The organism is Leifsonia sp. EB34, assembly GCF_041260585.1.
GTDB lineage: Bacteria > Actinomycetota > Actinomycetes > Actinomycetales > Microbacteriaceae > Leifsonia.
Map to the genome: position 1 here is coordinate 721,102 of NZ_JBGCCV010000002.1, position 16,819 is coordinate 737,920.

A 16,819-nucleotide genomic window follows, 5' to 3' on the forward strand; every position below is an offset into this window, starting at 1 on the left:
GGCTGGTCCAGGTCCGGGACAACTGACCACCGAGCGTTCCGCGACATTGGGAAGGGACGCACATGGCCACCTCGGCGAAATATCAGGTATTCATCAGTTCAACATACGAAGACCTGAGGGATGAGCGCGAACAAGTAATTAAGGCGGTCCTTGAAATGGGCCACATCCCTGTGGGAATGGAGATGTTCAGCGCAGCCGACGAGGAGCAATGGAAGATCATTGCTAGGCATATTGAGGAGAGCGACTATTACGCCGTAGTCATTGCCCATCGCCTCGGCTCGCTCACCGGTGACGGAATCAGCTACACGCGCAAAGAGTACGAACACGCCGTCGCGCAAGGGATTCCAGTTCTGGGCTTCATTATCGACGATAAGGCTCCATGGCCTGGCGACCGCACCGAAACGGGAGCGGACAGTCAGAGAGCCCTGGTCGACTTCAAGGCACTAGTCCGAGCCAAGCCCGTCAGTTTCTGGTCTTCAGCGGAAGACCTTTACGGGCGATTCTCGGTTGCGCTGATGAAAGCATTCGCTGCAAACCCTCGTGAGGGGTGGGTACGTGCTTCTACCAGGGGCGGTGGACCAGAGGTGACCCCGAAGTTGTCCGTTTGAGCGCAGAGAATGCCGCGCTGCGGCGACAGATCACAGAAACACAGGAGGCCTCGAAGAAGGAACAGAAGGAAGAGGTGCAGCGCACAATGCGCACGCTCTTCAATACGAAGCGGACTCCCTCGTACCGTTACACTCCCGGCGGAAAGTGGCAGACCGACGCTGAAGTCGAACTGTTCCATGTGTTCCGCATTCTTGGGCCGGAGATGCTCATCGAAGCCTCCGTAAGTGGCATGGCGGGGACTCTAGCGATGCATATTAGGGCCGACAAAGCCAATGGTTGGGACATTGTCGCGCTGAATCAAATGAAGGGCCTTTTGGCCGACCTCACGACTCTAGATTTGGTACAGCCTTCGCCTAAGAAACATCCAGTTAGCGATACGGAGGCTTACTGGTCCCTTTCCGCGTTTGGTAGGGAGGCTCTCAAAGCAATATTCAAGGTGACGTTATCCGAAACGCCGGAAACCCCGTCACCGCACGATGATGACGGTTCCACGTCACCGGGCGGCGAAAGCGGAGGCGCTCGGCCGGAGTCCGCACCGGTGGATGACGCACCTGTAAATTGAACGACAAGTGTCTCCGAGCCCAGGCACGAGCCCGCTCGGTGGGTTGGCCGCTCATGATTTTTGGCGACCCGCCGGTCTGCCTAGTACTTTTTCCGCGGCGTCTCAGCCGAAGAGCGGGGCGCCCACGTACGACCCCTCGCGGGCGCCCGGCGGCACCGCGAACACGGCGGAGCCGACGTGCTTGAGGTACTCGTTCATCAGGTCGTTCTTGGCGAGCCGGTTCTGGATCGGGATGAACTGCTTCCGCGGGTCGCGCTGGAACGCGATGAAGAACAGTCCCGCGTTCAGCCGGCCCAGCTCGTCGTTCCCGTCGACGAAGTTGTAGCCGCGGCGCAGGAGCTGCGCGCCGTCGTTCATCGACGGGTGCGCGAGGCGGACGTGCGCGTCGGGGTCGATCTTCGTCCCGCCGGCCGGTGACAGCGCGAGGAAGTTCGGCTCGCTGAACTCGGTGCCGCCGGAGAGCGGCGCGCCCTCGCCCTTGTCCCGGCCGACGATGCGCTCCTGCTCGCCGAGCTGCTGGCGGTCCCAGGTCTCGATGACCATGCGGATCTTCCGCGCCACCAGGTACGAGCCGCCGTGCATCCAGGCCGCGCCGTCGCCGCGGTCGGCCCAGACCTGCTCGGTCACGACCGAGGAGTCCTCGGCCTTGATGTTCGCGGTGCCGTCCTTGAAGCCGAACAGGTTGCGGGCCGTGGTCTGGCTGCGCGAGGTGGAGGACGTGCGGCCGAAACCGAGCTGCGACCAGCGGATGGCGGCGCGGCCGAAGGCGATGCGGGACAGGTTGCGGATGGCGTGCACTGCCACCTGCGGGTCGTCGCTGCACGCCTGCACGCACAGGTCGCCGCCGGTGAGGCTGTCGAGCAGCGCGTCTCCCGGGAAGTGCGGGAGGTCGACCAGCGCGGCCGGGCGCTTGTCCGCGATCCCGAACCGCTCGGTCCCGTCCGCCGCGGTGAACAGCGTCGGCCCGAAGCCGAAGGTGAGCGTGAGGCCGCCCGGCGGCAGGTCGAGCGCCTCGCCGGTGTCGTCCGGGGGAGCGTCCGCCGGGCCGGTGGCGGGGCCGTACTTCCCGGCGGCCTTGCCCTGGGTCATCCGTGCCGCGGCGACGGTCCAGTCCTGCAACAGCTCGATCAGCCCGGCGCGGTCGAGCCCGGCCGCGACGTCGAACGCCGCGAAGTGGAGGCGGTCCTGCGTCGGCGTGACGATGCCGGCCTGGTTCGCGCCGTAGAACGGGTACGTCGCGCCGTCGGGGGAGGAGGCGACGGCGTGGCCCACGGCCGCACCGGCCCCGAACCCGACGACGCCGGCACCGACCGCGGCGCCCGCGAGCCCGAGCATCCCGCGTCGGGACAGGCCGGAGCGTCCCGTGTCCGGCTCCGGCGCCGGGCGGTCGGCGGAGTTCGTGTCCTCACTCACCGCTACTTGACCAGGATCGAGGTGAGCCGGCTGAGCGGCTCGCTCAACGCGTTGACCGAGTCCTGGAGCGCTTTGACCTGCGGCGTCGTCAGCTGCGGGTAGCTCACGAAGCCGTCAGCTTCCTTGTGCTGCGCGAGGAGCGTGTTGATCGTCGCGAACTCGCTGTCGAGCTGCTTCGCCGTGGCCGTCCCGGTCGCCCCCTTCTCGAGCAGGATGGCGCGCACGGTGCCGTAGGCGACCTCCGCGCCCTCCACGTTGGCGTGGAAGTCCCACAGATCGGTGTGCGAGAAGATCTCCTCCTCGCCCGTGATCTTGGTGCGGGAGACCTCCTCCATCAGGCCGGCGGCGCCGTTGGAGATCTGGTCGAGGCTGAGGGTGAAGTCCGTGGCGTGGACGAGGTCGTAGAGCCGCCGGGTGTCGGCGACGAGCCGCCCGCCGAGGGTCTTGCGTGCGGCGGCGTCGGAGGTGGTAAAGCCGGCGGGCGCCCACAGGTCCTTCTCGATCCGGTGCCAGCCGATCCACTCCTGGCCTGGCTCGAGGTCGGCCTCCCGCAGGTCGAGGGCCGGGTCGATGTCGCCGAACTGCGCGGCGGTCGGCTCGATCCGCTCGTAGAACGTCCGCGCGGCGGGGTACTGGGCGCGTGCCGCCGCGTCGTCGCCGGACTCGTAGGCGGCCGCGAAGGTCGTGGTCGCGGTGAGGAGCTCCCCGGCCTGGTCCTTGACGTAGGCGAGATAGTTGCCGACGGCCTGCGCGACCTGCTTGCTCTCGCTCGCGGTCTTCGTGTCGGAGGAGCCCGCGGTGACGGTGAACTTCGCGAGCGAGGTCGGGCTGCCGACCATCCCCTTCCTGCACGCGGTGTAGTAGCTGCCCTCGGCGAGCTGCACCACGTAGTTGATCGTGGTGCCAGGGCCGATGTTCTCCCGCTCGGCGGCGATCCGCAGCTTGTCCTGCGCCAGCACCTCGAACTCGTTGACGTCGGAGCCCGTGTTGCTGACCTGGAAGGTGACCGGTCCAGCGGGCGCGGTCGCGGTCTTCACGGTGCAGGAGGTGTCCGTCAGCGTGACCTGGATGGCCTCCGCCTCGGCGACGGCCCTGTTGGGGACGCAGCCGGTGAGGGCGAGCGCGACGGCGGCGCCGGCCAGCGATGCGGCGATCGGGCCGAGGTGGCGGAGTCGGGGCATGGCGATGCTGTGCTTTCTGCTCTGGTGGATGCTGTGGACGCCCCGCGCGGTCGCGAGGCTGTCGTTCAGGAGTGGACGGCCGTCGACGGCCCGGCGGACGTCGACGCTGGCCGGGCGTGCGACGCGCGGTGCTGGCGCACGTAGGCGAAGGTCACGACGACGATGTAGCCGGCCCAGGTCATGACCTGGGCCCAGGTCGGCGACGGGTTGAAGTTGAGGATGCCCGCGAGCGCGGTGCCGTACCAGCTCGACGACGGGATGATGCCGCTGATGTCGTAGGCGTGGATGCCGGCGCCTGGGATGACGCCCGCCTCCTGCAGGTCGCCGATGCCGTAGGCGAGCACGCCGCCCGCGACGAGGATGAGGAACGCGCCGGTCCAGGTGAAGAACGAGCCGAGGTTGATCTTCACCATGCCGCGGTAGAGCAGGAAGCCCAGCGCCGCGGCGGAGACCAGGCCGAGGACCGCGCCGATGACCGGCTCCCAGCCGCCGCCGATGCTGGCGACCGTGGCCCACACGAAGAGCGCGGTCTCGATGCCCTCGCGGCCCACGCTCAGCATGGCGAGGATCACGACGCCCCAGCCGGCTCCGACGAGCGCGGAGTCGAGCCGGTTCTGCAGGGTGGACTTCATGCTGCGGGCGGTCTTGCCCATCCAGAAGATCATCCAGGTGACGAAGCCGACCGCGACGAGCGACAGCGTTCCGCCGACGATCTCCTGCGCCTCGAAGCTGAGGCCGTAGGGGCCCCAGGTGAGCAGCGCCCCGATCCCGAGCGGGACGACGAGCGCGACGCCGACGCCGATCCAGAGCTTCGAGAGCACGTCCGTCCGGCCGATCTTGACCACGTACGCGACGAGGATGGTGACGATGAGCGCCATTTCGAGGCCTTCGCGGAGGCCGATCAGGTAGTTCGCGAGCACAGGGGACCTTCGAGTGGAGGTGAGGGATGTTGGTAAGGCTAACCTTACCTGCACGACTCTAGGACACGTCCGGTTGTCGTGTCCAGCTAGGATTCGAGCATGCTGAGCCGGATCGTCAACGCCGTCCTCCTGGTCGTCGCGGGGGCGGTGGTCGGCGGGATCGGGACGGTCGCGCAGCAGCTCACGGTCGACTGGGGAGTCACCGTCCCGCTTGGACTGATCGGTGCGCTGCTCTGCTTCACCGCGCTGCTGGTCGGTCTGCGGCTGCTCGGCAGCTCCCGCTGGCCCGCGCTGTGCGCGGCGCTGGGGGCGATCGCCGTCATCCTGATTTTCACCCAGCAGAGCCCCGGCGGCTCGGTGCTGATCCCGAACAACGCGATGGGCGTGGTCTGGCTCGTCGGCCCGATCCTGATCACCGCGATCGTCGTCGCGTGGCCGGACGTCCGCGGCGCCCGGCGTGACCGCGACCGCCGGACGGCGCCGGCGGTGGCCGAGCACGGCGGCCCGAGCCCGGACGGCCTAAGCTAGGGGGGTAGCCTCCCGACCGTCCATCCGAAGGGAACCGGAACCACAGTGACCTATGTCATCGCCCTCCCGTGCGTCGATGTGAAAGACCGCGCCTGCATCGACGAGTGCCCCGTCGACTGCATCTACGAGGGTGAGCGATCGCTGTACATCCACCCCGACGAGTGCGTCGACTGCGGCGCCTGCGAGCCCGTCTGCCCGGTCGAGGCGATCTACTACGAGGACGACCTCCCCGAGGAGTGGGCCGACTACTACAAGGCCAACGTGGAGTTCTTCGACGACATCGGCTCTCCCGGCGGCGCCGCCAAGGTCGGCGTGATCGCGAAGGACCACCCGCTCATCACCGCCCTGCCTCCGCAGGCGCACTGACAAGGCGGAGTGACGTGGCTCTCGCAGAGCTGCCCGACTACCCCTGGGACCTGATGGCGCCGTACGCGGCGCGCGCGCGGGCGGCCGTGCCGTTCGGCGACTCCTCCGGGCTCGTGGACCTCTCGATCGGCTCGCCGGTCGACCCGACGCCCGCGCTGATCCGCGACGCGCTCGCCGCGGCGACCGACGCGCACGCCTACCCGCAGACCGTCGGCACGCCGGCGCTGCGGGAGGCGATCGCCGCCTGGTTCGAGCGCCGGCGCGGCGTGCCCGGCCTCGCTCCGGAGGACGTCCTCCCGACCATCGGCTCCAAGGAGCTGGTCGCCTTCCTGCCGTTCTTCCTGGGCCTCGGCGAGGGGGATGCCGTCGTGCACCCGCGCGCGGCCTACCCGACGTACGCGATCGGCGCGGCCTTCGCCGGCGCGGAGGCCGTGGCGAGCGACGACCCCGCCGAGTGGCCCGAGAACACCCGCCTGGTCTGGCTGAACAGCCCGGGCAACCCCGATGGCCGCGTGCTGTCGGTCGACGAGCTGCGGGCGGCCGTCACCCGTGCGCGCGAGCTGGGCGCGGTCGTCGCGGGCGACGAGTGCTACGCCGAGCTCGGCTGGGACGCACCGTGGGACGCCGCGCCGACCCCGAGCGTGCTGGACCCGCGCGTGGCGGGGGAGGACCGGAGCGGCGTGCTCGCCGTCTACTCGCTCAGCAAGCAGTCGAACCTCGCCGGCTACCGCGCCGCGTTCATCGCCGGCGACCGCGCGCTCATCGCGCGGCTCACCACGGTGCGCAAGCACGCCGGGCTCATGCTGCCGTCTCCGCTGCAGGCCGCGATGGTGGTCGCCCTCGGCGACGACGCGCACGTGGCCGAGCAGCGCGGGCGCTACCGGGCGCGGCGCGAACTGCTGAAGCCGGCGCTCGAGGCCGCGGGCTTCCGCGTCGACCGCAGCGAGGCCGGGCTCTACCTCTGGGCGACCGAGGGACGCGACGCCTGGGAGAGCATCGGCCGGCTGGCCGACCTCGGCATCCTGGCGGGCCCCGGCGTCTTCTACGGCGACCACTACCCGCAGCACGTGCGGCTGTCGCTCACGGCGACGGACGAGCGGATCGCGGCGGCGGCCTCCCGGCTGCGCGCCTTTGGAGACACCCTCTAAGGGACGCCGTCGGCCTTTGCCCGATGCGACAGTAGCCGCGCGGGTTGGCTAGGCTGTACGAGCACGGCTTCACTGCGTCGTCGACACGATCGGCACGCGAAGCACCCCAATCCCACCCAGGAGGCGTTGTGAGCGGACTCGGCACCGAGCAGGCCGGCACCGATCGGACTGCCGCGCAGCCGCAGGCGCAGCAGCGCGGTCCCGCCCAGGAGACCGCAGCCGCGGAGGCGCCCGTCGCGGAGCTCCGCTACCCGGGTGGCGTCGCCCAGTTCCCGATCCTGCCCAGCACGCAGGGCGCGTCGAGCATCGACCTCTCCAGCCTGACCAAGCAGACCGGGCTGACCAGCCTCGATTACGGCTTCGTCAACACCGCCGCCACGCGTTCGGCGATCACCTACATCGACGGCGACGCGGGCATCCTGCGCTACCGCGGCTACCCGATCGAGCAGGTCGCCGAGAACTCGACCTTCCTCGAGGTGGCCTGGCTGCTCATCCACGGCGAGCTGCCGACGCCGGCCGAGCTCGCCGACTTCGACGAGCGCATCCGCCGCCACACGCTGCTCCACGAGGACCTGCGCCGCTTCTTCAGCGCCCTCCCGCACGACGCCCACCCGATGTCGGTGCTCTCCAGTGCTGTCTCGGCCCTGTCGACCTTCTACCAGGACTCGCTCAGCGTCAGCGACCCGGAGCAGGTCGAGCTCTCGACCGTCCGCCTCCTCGCCAAGCTCCCCGTGATCGCGGCCTACGCGCACAAGAAGAGCATCGGCCAGGCGTTCCTCTACCCGGACAACTCGCTGAGCTTCGTGGACAATTTCCTGCGGCTCAACTTCGGCACGCTCGCCGAGCCGTACGAGGTGAACCCGGTGCTGTCGCGCGCGCTGGAGCGCCTGCTCATCCTGCACGAGGACCACGAGCAGAACGCCTCCACCTCGACCGTCCGCCTCGTCGGGTCGACCCAGGCGAACCTCTTCGCCTCGGTCTCGGCCGGCATCAACGCCCTCTACGGCCCGCTGCACGGCGGCGCCAACGAGGCCGTCCTGCAGATGCTCGCGGACATCCGCGACTCGGGCGAGAGCGTGCAGAAGTTCGTGGAACGGGTCAAGAACAAGGAGTCCGGCGTCAAGCTGATGGGCTTCGGGCACCGCGTCTACAAGAACTTCGACCCGCGCGCCCGGCTGGTCAAGCAGTCGGCCGACGAAGTCCTCGCCGCTCTCGGCGTGCACGACCCGCTGCTCGACATCGCGAAGGAGCTCGAGGAGGTCGCGCTCGCCGACCAGTACTTCGTCGACCGCCGCCTGTACCCGAACGTCGACTTCTACACCGGCGTCATCTACAAGGCGATGGGCTTCCCGACCCGGATGTTCACCGTGCTGTTCGCCATCGGCCGCCTCCCGGGCTGGATCGCCCACTGGCGCGAGATGACGCAGGACCCGAGCACCAAGATCGGCCGCCCGCAGCAGCTCTACGTCGGCGACGGCGAGCGCAACTGGCCGAGCGGGCGCTGAGTCCCGCCCGGCGCTACGGGCGTCAGCGTCAGCGTCTGATCCGCCGCCGCCCGTACGGCGTTCGCCGAGAACGGCCACGGCCGCGTGCGGCCCACCGCCCACAGCCGCGCCTGGTCGGCGTAGTGGGAGTCGAACGCGTGCCCTGACGCGCCGGTGAGGTTGATCCAGGTGCTGCGGTCGAAGTCGCCGAGGTCGACCACCATCCGCATCGACGGGGCCCTGTCGACCTGGTAGCCGGCCGACGCGTCCCAGCCGGTCGCGTCCACGACGCTCGACCCGCCGCCGAGCGGATACGGCCCGCGGTTGAACAGCCACTCGATCGGCGCGACGCCGGACGCCCCGAACGAGGCGTTCGTGAGTTCCAGGGTGTGCAGGCGGTCCCAGCGCCAGCTCTTCGGGTCGCCGCCGAGCGTGCTCTGGGTCTGGCTCCAGGCCTGGTTCGCCGCGTAGGCGATCATGTCGTCCCGGTCGAGCGTGCCGAGACGGCTGTCCGCCCACCACGCCGAGTCCGGCTGCTTCACGAGCGCCTGCACGACCTGGAACCAGCGGTCCCCGCCCACCGGACGCGCGTCGGCCGGGAGCTTGCGGCCGAACGCGTCGGCCAGCAGGTTCTTCCAGAACACCGCGAAGTAGGCCGCTGCGGCGCTGTCGCCGTCGTCGTGGTAGTTCCAGCCCCGCAGCAGCGCGGCGCCCTTCGCGACGCCGCTGGTCGGGTCGGCCTTCGCGCCGGCGGCGATGAGCAGGGGAGCGAGGGTGGCCGCGTTGGCGTCGTAGGTGTCGGCCTGGATGGCCGACATGTCCGCCGACGTCACCTTGTGGCCCGCGTCGAGCAGCTTCGTGAGGCGGAGCTGGATCTGGTTCGCGCGGTAACCGGCGTCCCAGTCCTGCGTGATCATCGCCGGGAACTGCGGGCCGACGGCGGCGTTGTTGGCGGTGACGATGTACCCGCTCGGCGGGTTCAGGACGCTCGGGAGCTGGTCGTACGGGATCGTCCCGACCCAGCCGTACGCGCTGGTCCAGCCGGGGACAGGGACCGTGCCGTCGCCCTTGGCGCGCACCGGGATGAGGCCGGGCGCCTGGTAGCCGATGTTGCCGTCCACGTCGGCGTAGATGAGGTTCTGCGACGGCACCTGGAACGTCGCCGCCGCGGCCCGGAAGCTCGCCCAGTCGTGCGCGGTGTCGAAGGCGAAGATCGCCCCGGCGGTCGGGCCGGCGGTGAGCGCGGTCCACTCCAGCGAGAGCTGGAACGCTTGAGCCGGCACGCCGAGCTTCCCGGCCTGGTCCTTCGCGATGACGCCGTAGCCGTCGCTGAGGTCGGTGATGATCGGGCCGTGCCGGGTCGAGCGCACCGTGATCCGCACGGCGGGGCCTCCCGCCACCGCGATCGTCTCGTGCCGGATGGTCAGCGGCACCTGCGCGCCGTCGTACTCGTAGGTGTCGCCGGTGACCTTCTCGACGTAGAGGTCGGCGACGTCCGGCCCGAGATTGGTGAATCCCCAGGCGATTCGGTCGTTGTGGCCGATGATGACGCCGGGGAGACCCGAGAAGCTGAAGCCGGAGACGTCGAACGGGCACGCCGCGTCGACGACCGCGCAGTGCAGCCCGACCTGGTACCAGACCGAGGGCATCACGACGCCGAGGTGCGGATCGTTGGCGAGCAGCGGTTTGCCGGTCGCGGTGTGCGCTCCGGAGACGACCCAGGAGTTGGAGCCGATGTCGTCGCCGGCCGGTCCCATCAGGGTCGGGAGGGCGTCGAGGCTGGAGGCGACCTGTTCGAGCCGGTTCCGGTACTGGGCGGTGGGCACGGCGGCGAGCGCGGCCGTCGCGTCCGCGTCACCGGCCGCGGCGGAGGCAGACGCCGCCGAGCGGGCCGGCGCGGCGTCCGGGGTGACCGTGCCGGGCGCTCCGCCGCCGAGCGCCGTGATGGTCGGGTGCGCGCTGTAGTCGTAGCCGGGGTGCAGCTCGGCGATCTGCTGGGGCGTCAGCTTGGTGGCCAGGAGCGCCCGGTCGATCTCGTCCTCCAGGTTGGAGCGGAGGTCCCACGCCATCGCCTTGAGCCACGCCACCGAGTCGGCCGGCGTCCACTGCTCGGGGTGGTAGTCCGGGTTCTGGATGCCGAGGATCGCGTACTCGAGCGAGAGCTGCGGACCGGAGTGCGTGTTCAGGTACGCGTTCACGCCGTCGGCGTAGTCCTGGTAGTAGCGCTGCGAGGTCCTGTCGAGCCGCCGCACCTCCTGCTCGGCGACGTCGCGCCAGCCGAGCGTGCGGACGAAGGTGTCGGTCGGGATCTGGCTGGGGCCGAACAGCTCGGAGAGCCGGCCTGCGGTGACGTGGCGGCGGAAGTCCATCTCCCAGAACCGGTCCTGCGCGTGGACGTAGCCCTGCGCGCGGAAGAGGTCGTCGGCGGTGCGCGCCGTGATCTGCGGGACCCCGGCGGAGTCGCGCGTCACGGTCACGGGCGCGCTCAGGCCGTAGACCTGCAGCGAGCCGGAGGTCTGCGGGAAGGAGAGGGTGACCGTCCACACCGCGAGGCCGCCCGCGAGGAGGGCGAGGACGAGCAGCACGGCGAGCGTGACTCCGAGCGTGCGCAGCACCCGATGGTGCAGCCTCAGCCGGGGAGTGTCGTCGCCCACGTCGCCTCCCGTCGAGTCCGCCGGGACGTCGTGCCCGCGTCCTCGGACTCTAGTCCACGAGGGTGTCGTATCGAAGAGGCTGAGCGGGCGGGCGCACGGTCAGCGGGAGGTCAGCGCGGCCCAGGCCATCCCTTCCAGCACCGGGCGCACGGAGGCGTCCGCGGTGTGTGCGGCGCCGACGCGCGCGGAGTGCGGCGTGGAGTTGATCAGTCCGAAGGTCGCCTGCACGCGCACGCGCAGCTCGTCGGCGGCGAGGGACGGCTGCAGTTCGCCGAGGACGCTCATCCACAGGTCGACGTAGCGGCGCTGCAGCGTGCGCACGGCTCGGCGGTCTTCGGGGGCGAGGGCGTCGAGGTCGCGGTCCTGCACGCGGATGGTGTCGGCCTCCGTCAGCGCGAAGTCGACGTGGAAGGCGATCAGCCCGTGCAGCGCGCCGGCGGGGTCGGCGGCCTCCCGCACGACCGCGGCGCCGCCGTCCAGGAGGTTCTCGCTGACGCCGACCAGGAGGGCGGCGAGCACGGCCTGCTTGGACGCGAAGTGCCGGTAGACGGCGGGGCCGCTGACTCCGGCGGCGGCGCCCAGGTCTTCGATCGAGACGCCGTTGAAGCCGCGCTCGGCGAACTTGCCGGCCGCGGCCTCCAGCAGCGCAGCGCGCCGGTCGGCCTTCGCCTGACTGCGTTGGGTCGGGCGGGCGAGCGGGTCGGCCGGTACGATCTCGGTCATTTCGAGAGGACTCCCAGGTGCGGGCTGGACATTCGGGTTAACGAACACTAACCTAAATTCGAGTTAGTGACCACTAACTCATGTCGACGAGGACACAGGAGCACGATGCCTGCCCTGAGCACGATGCCCGACCCGAGCACGACCGCGCCGGCGGGGAACGCCGACGCCCAGCGCGCGCTGGTGGCCGACCTCCGCGAGCGCCTCGCCGTCGCCGCGGCCGGCGGCCCCGAGCGCGCCCGCGAGCGCCACGTCGCCCGCGGCAAGCTGTTGCCGCGCGATCGCATCGACGCGCTGCTGGACGAGGGCAGCCCGTTCCTCGAGATCGCGCCGCTCGCCGCGACCGGGATGTACGGCGACGAGAGCCCCGCCGCCGGCGTCATCGCCGGCATCGGTCTGGTCGAGGGCCGCCACGTGATGATCGTCTGCAACGACGCCACGGTGAAGGGCGGCACCTACTACCCGATGACCGTCAAGAAGCACCTGCGCGCGCAGGAGATCGCGCTGGAGAACCGCCTCCCGTGCGTCTACCTGGTCGACTCGGGCGGAGCCTTCCTGCCGATGCAGGACGAGGTCTTCCCCGACCGCGACCACTTCGGCCGCATCTTCTACAACCAGTCCCGGCTGTCGGCGGCGAAGATCCCGCAGATCGCCGCCGTGCTCGGCTCGTGCACCGCCGGCGGCGCGTACGTCCCGGCGATGAGCGACGAGACGGTCATTGTGCGCAACCAGGGCACCATCTTCCTCGGCGGCCCTCCGCTGGTGAAGGCCGCCATCGGCGAGATCGTCACGGCCGAGGAGCTCGGCGGCGGCGACCTCCACGCCCGCACCTCCGGTGTCGTCGACCACCTGGCGGAGGACGACGAGCACGCGCTCGGGATCGTCCGCGAGATCGTGGCGACCCTCCCGCAGCCTGCGGCCCCAGCGTGGGAGGTGCTCGCCACCCGCGCCGCCATCGCCGACCAGGAGGAGCTCTACGAGGTCGTCCCCGTCGACGTGCAGGCGCCCTACGACGTGCACGAGGTCATCTCCCGGCTCGTGGACGCGGGGGAGTTCAGCGAGTTCAAGCCGGAGTACGGCACAACCCTGGTGACCGGCTTCGCGCACATCCACGGCCACCCGGTCGGCATCGTCGCCAACAACGGCGTGCTGTTCAGCGAATCGGCGCTCAAGGGCGCGCACTTCATCGAGCTGTGCGACCAGCGCGGCATCCCGCTGGTGTTCCTGCAGAACATCTCCGGCTTCATGGTCGGCCGCGACTACGAGGCCGGCGGCATCGCCAAGAACGGCGCCAAGATGGTCACCGCCGTCGCCACCACCCGGGTGCCGAAGCTCACCGTCGTGATCGGCGGCTCGTTCGGCGCGGGCAACTACTCGATGTGCGGCCGCGCCTACTCGCCGCGGTTCCTCTGGATGTGGCCGGCCTCCCGGATCTCGGTCATGGGCGGTCAGCAGGCGGCCAGCGTGCTCGCGACCGTCAAGCGCGACCAGCTCGACGCCCGCGGCGAGGAGTGGAGCGCGGAGGACGAGGCCGCGTTCCGGGCGCCGATCGCCGCGCAGTACGAGGACCAGGGCAACCCCTACTACTCCACCGCCCGGCTGTGGGACGACGGCGTGATCGACCCCGCCGACACCCGCACCGTGCTGGGGCTGGCGCTCGACGTCTGCTCCCGCGCGCCGCTGCCCGACACGGCCTTCGGCCTCTTCCGGATGTGATGACGATGACCGACCACTCCTCCGTTCCGTTCGAGTCCGTGCTGGTGGCGAACCGCGGCGAGATCGCCTGCCGCGTGATCCGCACGCTGCGCCGCCTCGGCATCCGCTCGGTCGCCGTCTTCAGCGACGCCGACCGCGACGCTCCGCACGTCCGGCTCGCCGACACCGCCGTCCGGATCGGGCCCGCACCCGCGCGCGACAGCTACCTGTCCGTCGAGGCGATCGTGGAGGCCGCACGCCGCACGGGTGCTTCGGCGGTGCATCCGGGCTACGGTTTCCTGTCCGAGAACGCGGCCCTCGCCGACGCCTGCGAGGCCGCGGGCATCGTGTTCGTCGGCCCCGGCGTGCACGCGCTGGAGGTGATGGGCGACAAGATCTCCGCCAAGCAGGAGGTCGGCCGCTCCGGCGTCCCGACCATCCCCGGCATCGCGGAGCCCGGGCTCAGCGACGAGGAGCTCATCGCCGCGGCCGAGCAGATCGGCTATCCCGTGCTGCTCAAGCCGTCGGCGGGTGGCGGTGGCAAGGGGATGCAGGCGGTGCACGCCGCCAGTGACCTCCCCGAGGCGCTGCGCGCGGCCCGTCGCGTCGCGGCCGCGGCCTTCGGCGACGACACGCTCTTCCTGGAGCGGCTGGTGGAGTCGCCGCGGCACATCGAGGTGCAGGTCATCGCCGACCGGCACGGCGCGGTCGTCCACCTCGGCGAGCGCGAGTGCTCCCTGCAGCGCCGCCACCAGAAGGTGGTCGAGGAGGCGCCGTCGCCCCTGCTCGACGCGGCGACGCGCTCCCGGATCGGCGAGGCCGCCTGCCGGGTCGCGGCGAGCGTCGGCTACGTCGGCGCCGGGACCGTGGAGTTCCTGGTCTCCGCCGAGCGGCCGGACGAGTTCTTCTTCATGGAGATGAACACCCGCCTCCAGGTCGAGCACCCGGTCACCGAGCTGGTGACGGGTGTGGACCTGGTGGAGTGGCAGCTCCGGGTCGCCGCGGGGGAGCCGCTGGCCTTCGCGCAGGACGACATCCGGCTCACCGGGCACGCCGTCGAGGCGCGCGTCTACGCCGAGAATCCCGAGCGCGAGTTCCTGCCCGGCGACGGCGCGGTGGTCGCCCTGCGCGAGCCGGCCGGCGAGGGAGTGCGCGTCGACAGCGGCCTGGCCGCCGGGACGCGCGTCGTCACCGACTACGACCCGATGCTCGCCAAGGTCATCGCCTGGGCGCCCGACCGGGCCGGCGCGCTGGCCCGGCTCGACCGGGCGCTCGCCGGCACCGCGGTGCTGGGCGTCGTGAACAACATCGCCTGGCTGCGCGACCTGCTGGCCGACGACGAGGTGCGCGCGGGCAGCATGGACACCACGCTGATCGACCGGCGGTTCTCCGCGCTGGAGCCGGAGCCGGCCTCCACCGCCGAGCTGGTCGCCGCGGCGCTGCTGGCGCACCGGGAGCGGGAGACGTCCGCCCCGAAAAGCGTCGGAGCGCTCTGGGCCGCGCCCACCGGGTGGCGCATCGGCTCGGCACGTCCCGTCCGGTACGACGTCGACGGCGTGAGTGTGCAGGTGCACGGCGAGCACGTGACCGTGCCCGGGTCGGAGGGGGACGTGCGCGAGCACACCGCCCGGATCGCGGTGCAGCCCGGCACGGCAGGGGAGCCCGACTCCGTCGTGCTCGACCTCGACGGCGTCGTGACCCGCTTCGACGCGGCCCGCGACGGCGCCACCGTCTGGCTCGCCCATGGCGGCCGCTCCCGCGCCCTGCGGCTGCGGACGCCCGCCGAGCGGCTGGCCGCGGCGCTCGCCGCCCGGGAGCGCGGCGAGGCCGCGGCGCATCCCGAGGTCCGCTCGCCCATGCCCGGCACCGTCGTGGCCGTGCCGGTCGCGTCCGGCGCGGAGGTGGAGGCCGGCGACACCGTGGCCGTCGTCGAGGCCATGAAGATGGAGCACCGCCTGGTCGCCCCGATCGCCGGGACCGTGACCGTGAAGGTCGCGCCAGGCGACCTGGTGAAGCTCGACCAGCTTGTGGCCGTCGTGGACGCGCCCGAGTCCGCCGAGGCCGCCACCACCGCGCCCGGCGCCGCGACCGCGACCGCCGCCACCGCGCCCGCCACCACCACCCAGAACGTCCCGCCCACCCCGGCGGACACCCCCGAGCCGACACCCTCGGCCGCCTCATCCCACGGCGAGCACGCCGCGGCAGGGACCGTCACCACAACAGACAGGAATCTCCGATGACCATGCAGATGTCACGCCCGGCCGACCTCGACGTCGCCGGCTTCGAGCTCACCGACGAGCAGCGCCGCCTCCGCGACCAGGTCCGCGACTTCGCCGACACCGTCGTCGCGCCCGCCGCGTACGAGTACGACACCAAGCGCAGCCTCCCGTACGACATCATCGCCGAGATGGGCCGGATGGGCCTGTTCGGCCTCCCGTTCCCGGTCGAGTACGGCGGCCAGGGCAAGGACTACCTCTCGCTCTGCCTCGCGGTCGAGCAGCTCGGCCGGGTGGACCAGTCCATCGGTGTCACCCTGGAGGCCGGCGTCGGGCTCGGCGCGATGCCGATCTTCCGCAGCGGCACCGAGGAGCAGAAGCAGGAGTGGCTGCCGATGCTGGCGCGCGGCGAGGCGCTCGCCGGGTTCGGGCTCACCGAGGCGGAGGCGGGCTCCGACGCCTCCGGCACCAAGACCACGGCGGTCCTTCGCGACGGCGAGTGGATCCTCAACGGCACCAAGCAGTTCATCACCAACTCCGGCTCGGAGATCACCAAGCTCGTCACGATCACCGCCGTGACCGGCGAGGAGCGGCGCGCGGACGGCTCGGTCAAGAAGGAGCTGTCGGCGATCATCGTCCCGAGCGGCACCCCCGGCTTCGTCGCCGAGCCGGTCTACGACAAGGTCGGCTGGCACACCTCCGACACCCACCCGCTGACGCTCACCGACGTGCACGTGCCGGAGGCCAACCTCCTCGGCGAGCGAGGCCGCGGCTACGCCAACTTCCTCCAGACCCTCGACGAGGGCCGGGTCGCGTTCGCCGCGCTCTGCACCGGCGCCGCGCAGGGCTGCCTGGAGGAGGCGGTGCGCTACGCGAAGTCCCGCAACGTCTTCGGCCGGCCGATCGGCTCGAACCAGCACATCGCGTTCAAGCTCGCGCGGATGCAGGCCCGCGTGCACGCGGCCCGGCTGGCGTACTACGACGCGGCGTTCAAGCTGATGGCGGGCGTCCCGTTCAAGATGGAGGCCTCCATCGCCAAGCTGGTCGGCAGCGAGGCCGCGATGGACAACGCCCGCGACGCGACCCAGATCTTCGGCGGCTACGGCTTCCTCAACGAGAACCCGGTCGCCCGCCACTACCGCGACTCCAAGATCCTGGAGATCGGCGAGGGCACCACGGAGGTCCAGCTCATGCTCATCTCCCGGGCCCTCGGCTTCGAAGCCTGACGCCCCCAACCGCCGAGTACGCAGATTATCTGGCGACTCGGCGGTTTCGGCGGTACTTTTCGCGTACTCGGCAGTTGGACAGTTGGAGACAGGGGAG

14 protein-coding genes are annotated in these 16,819 nt (G+C 70.8%); 9 read left to right on the top strand and 5 right to left on the bottom strand.

The window, feature by feature from the left end; genetic code table 11:
- The first annotated feature begins 62 nt into the window (after window positions 1–62).
- Window positions 63–608 (top strand): DUF4062 domain-containing protein, encoded by a 546-nt coding sequence (locus ABIA36_RS12925; protein ID WP_369962823.1) that lies wholly within the window; start codon window positions 63–65, stop codon window positions 606–608.
- Window positions 605–1,171, top strand: a complete 567-nt coding sequence (locus ABIA36_RS12930; RefSeq protein ID WP_369962825.1) for a hypothetical protein — start codon at window positions 605–607, stop codon at window positions 1,169–1,171. Before ABIA36_RS12925 ends, ABIA36_RS12930 begins: the two co-directional genes overlap by 4 nt.
- Window positions 1,172–1,273: 102 nt before the next feature.
- Here the strand turns inward: ABIA36_RS12930 and efeB are convergent, their stop codons facing one another.
- From efeB to efeU, 3 genes are all read right to left on the bottom strand, one after another.
- Window positions 1,274–2,584 carry an iron uptake transporter deferrochelatase/peroxidase subunit gene (efeB, locus tag ABIA36_RS12935; RefSeq protein WP_369962827.1) on the bottom strand — a complete coding sequence of 437 codons (1,311 nt, stop codon included), beginning with the start codon at window positions 2,582–2,584 and terminating at the stop codon, window positions 1,274–1,276.
- 2 nt (window positions 2,585–2,586) lie between these two features.
- Complete coding sequence (gene efeO, locus ABIA36_RS12940; RefSeq protein ID WP_369962829.1) at window positions 2,587–3,765, bottom strand: iron uptake system protein EfeO; 1,179 nt, start codon at window positions 3,763–3,765, stop codon at window positions 2,587–2,589.
- A 65-nt stretch (window positions 3,766–3,830) separates the two neighbouring features.
- A complete protein-coding gene (gene efeU, locus ABIA36_RS12945; protein ID WP_369962832.1) occupies window positions 3,831–4,685 on the bottom strand; it encodes an iron uptake transporter permease EfeU in 855 nt (284 codons plus the stop codon).
- Window positions 4,686–4,784: 99 nt separating this feature from the next.
- Here efeU and ABIA36_RS12950 point away from each other — a divergent pair, with 99 nt between their 5' ends.
- From ABIA36_RS12950 to ABIA36_RS12965, 4 genes are all read left to right on the top strand, one after another.
- Complete coding sequence (locus ABIA36_RS12950) at window positions 4,785–5,213, top strand: DUF6113 family protein (protein WP_369962834.1); 429 nt, start codon at window positions 4,785–4,787, stop codon at window positions 5,211–5,213.
- A 45-nt stretch (window positions 5,214–5,258) separates the two neighbouring features.
- A complete protein-coding gene (gene fdxA / locus ABIA36_RS12955; RefSeq protein ID WP_369962836.1) occupies window positions 5,259–5,579 on the top strand; it encodes a ferredoxin in 321 nt (106 codons plus the stop codon).
- A gap of 14 nt (window positions 5,580–5,593) precedes the next feature.
- Window positions 5,594–6,727, top strand: a complete 1,134-nt coding sequence (dapC, locus tag ABIA36_RS12960; protein ID WP_369962839.1) for a succinyldiaminopimelate transaminase — start codon at window positions 5,594–5,596, stop codon at window positions 6,725–6,727.
- 275 nt (window positions 6,728–7,002) lie between these two features.
- Window positions 7,003–8,232: a citrate synthase gene (locus ABIA36_RS12965; protein ID WP_369963748.1), complete on the top strand. Its 1,230-nt coding sequence runs from the start codon at window positions 7,003–7,005 to the stop codon at window positions 8,230–8,232.
- On the opposite strand, the gene ABIA36_RS12970 is transcribed toward ABIA36_RS12965, so the two are convergent.
- On the bottom strand, window positions 8,190–10,865 hold the full coding sequence (locus ABIA36_RS12970) for a penicillin acylase family protein (protein WP_369962841.1): 2,676 nt from the start codon (window positions 10,863–10,865) through the stop codon (window positions 8,190–8,192). The two genes, ABIA36_RS12965 and ABIA36_RS12970, sit on opposite strands and share 43 nt — an antisense overlap.
- 99 nt (window positions 10,866–10,964) lie before the next feature.
- On the bottom strand, window positions 10,965–11,588 hold the full coding sequence (locus ABIA36_RS12975; RefSeq protein WP_369962842.1) for a TetR/AcrR family transcriptional regulator: 624 nt from the start codon (window positions 11,586–11,588) through the stop codon (window positions 10,965–10,967).
- 105 nt (window positions 11,589–11,693) lie between these two features.
- On the opposite strand from ABIA36_RS12975, the gene ABIA36_RS12980 reads away from it, so the two are divergent.
- The 3 genes from ABIA36_RS12980 to ABIA36_RS12990 are packed head-to-tail and all read left to right on the top strand — an operon-like array spanning window position 11,694 to window position 16,722.
- A complete protein-coding gene (locus tag ABIA36_RS12980; protein ID WP_369962844.1) occupies window positions 11,694–13,301 on the top strand; it encodes a carboxyl transferase domain-containing protein in 1,608 nt (535 codons plus the stop codon).
- 5 nt (window positions 13,302–13,306) lie between these two features.
- Complete coding sequence (locus tag ABIA36_RS12985) at window positions 13,307–15,520, top strand: biotin carboxylase N-terminal domain-containing protein (RefSeq protein ID WP_369962846.1); 2,214 nt, start codon at window positions 13,307–13,309, stop codon at window positions 15,518–15,520.
- Entirely contained in the window at window positions 15,517–16,722 is a 1,206-nt protein-coding gene (locus ABIA36_RS12990) for an acyl-CoA dehydrogenase family protein (RefSeq protein ID WP_369962848.1), read from the top strand. Before ABIA36_RS12985 ends, ABIA36_RS12990 begins: the two co-directional genes overlap by 4 nt.
- The last annotated feature ends 97 nt before the right edge of the window (window positions 16,723–16,819 follow it).

Coding starts and splice junctions, on each gene's coding strand:
- ABIA36_RS12925 (WP_369962823.1), top strand. CDS start 63: ATGGCCACCTCGGCGAAATATCAGGTATTCATCAGTTCAACATACGAA.
- efeO (WP_369962829.1), bottom strand. CDS start 3,765: ATGCCCCGACTCCGCCACCTCGGCCCGATCGCCGCATCGCTGGCCGGC.
- ABIA36_RS12950 (WP_369962834.1), top strand. CDS start 4,785: ATGCTGAGCCGGATCGTCAACGCCGTCCTCCTGGTCGTCGCGGGGGCG.
- ABIA36_RS12975 (WP_369962842.1), bottom strand. CDS start 11,588: ATGACCGAGATCGTACCGGCCGACCCGCTCGCCCGCCCGACCCAACGC.
- ABIA36_RS12980 (WP_369962844.1), top strand. CDS start 11,694: ATGCCTGCCCTGAGCACGATGCCCGACCCGAGCACGACCGCGCCGGCG.
- ABIA36_RS12985 (WP_369962846.1), top strand. CDS start 13,307: ATGACCGACCACTCCTCCGTTCCGTTCGAGTCCGTGCTGGTGGCGAAC.
- ABIA36_RS12990 (WP_369962848.1), top strand. CDS start 15,517: ATGACCATGCAGATGTCACGCCCGGCCGACCTCGACGTCGCCGGCTTC.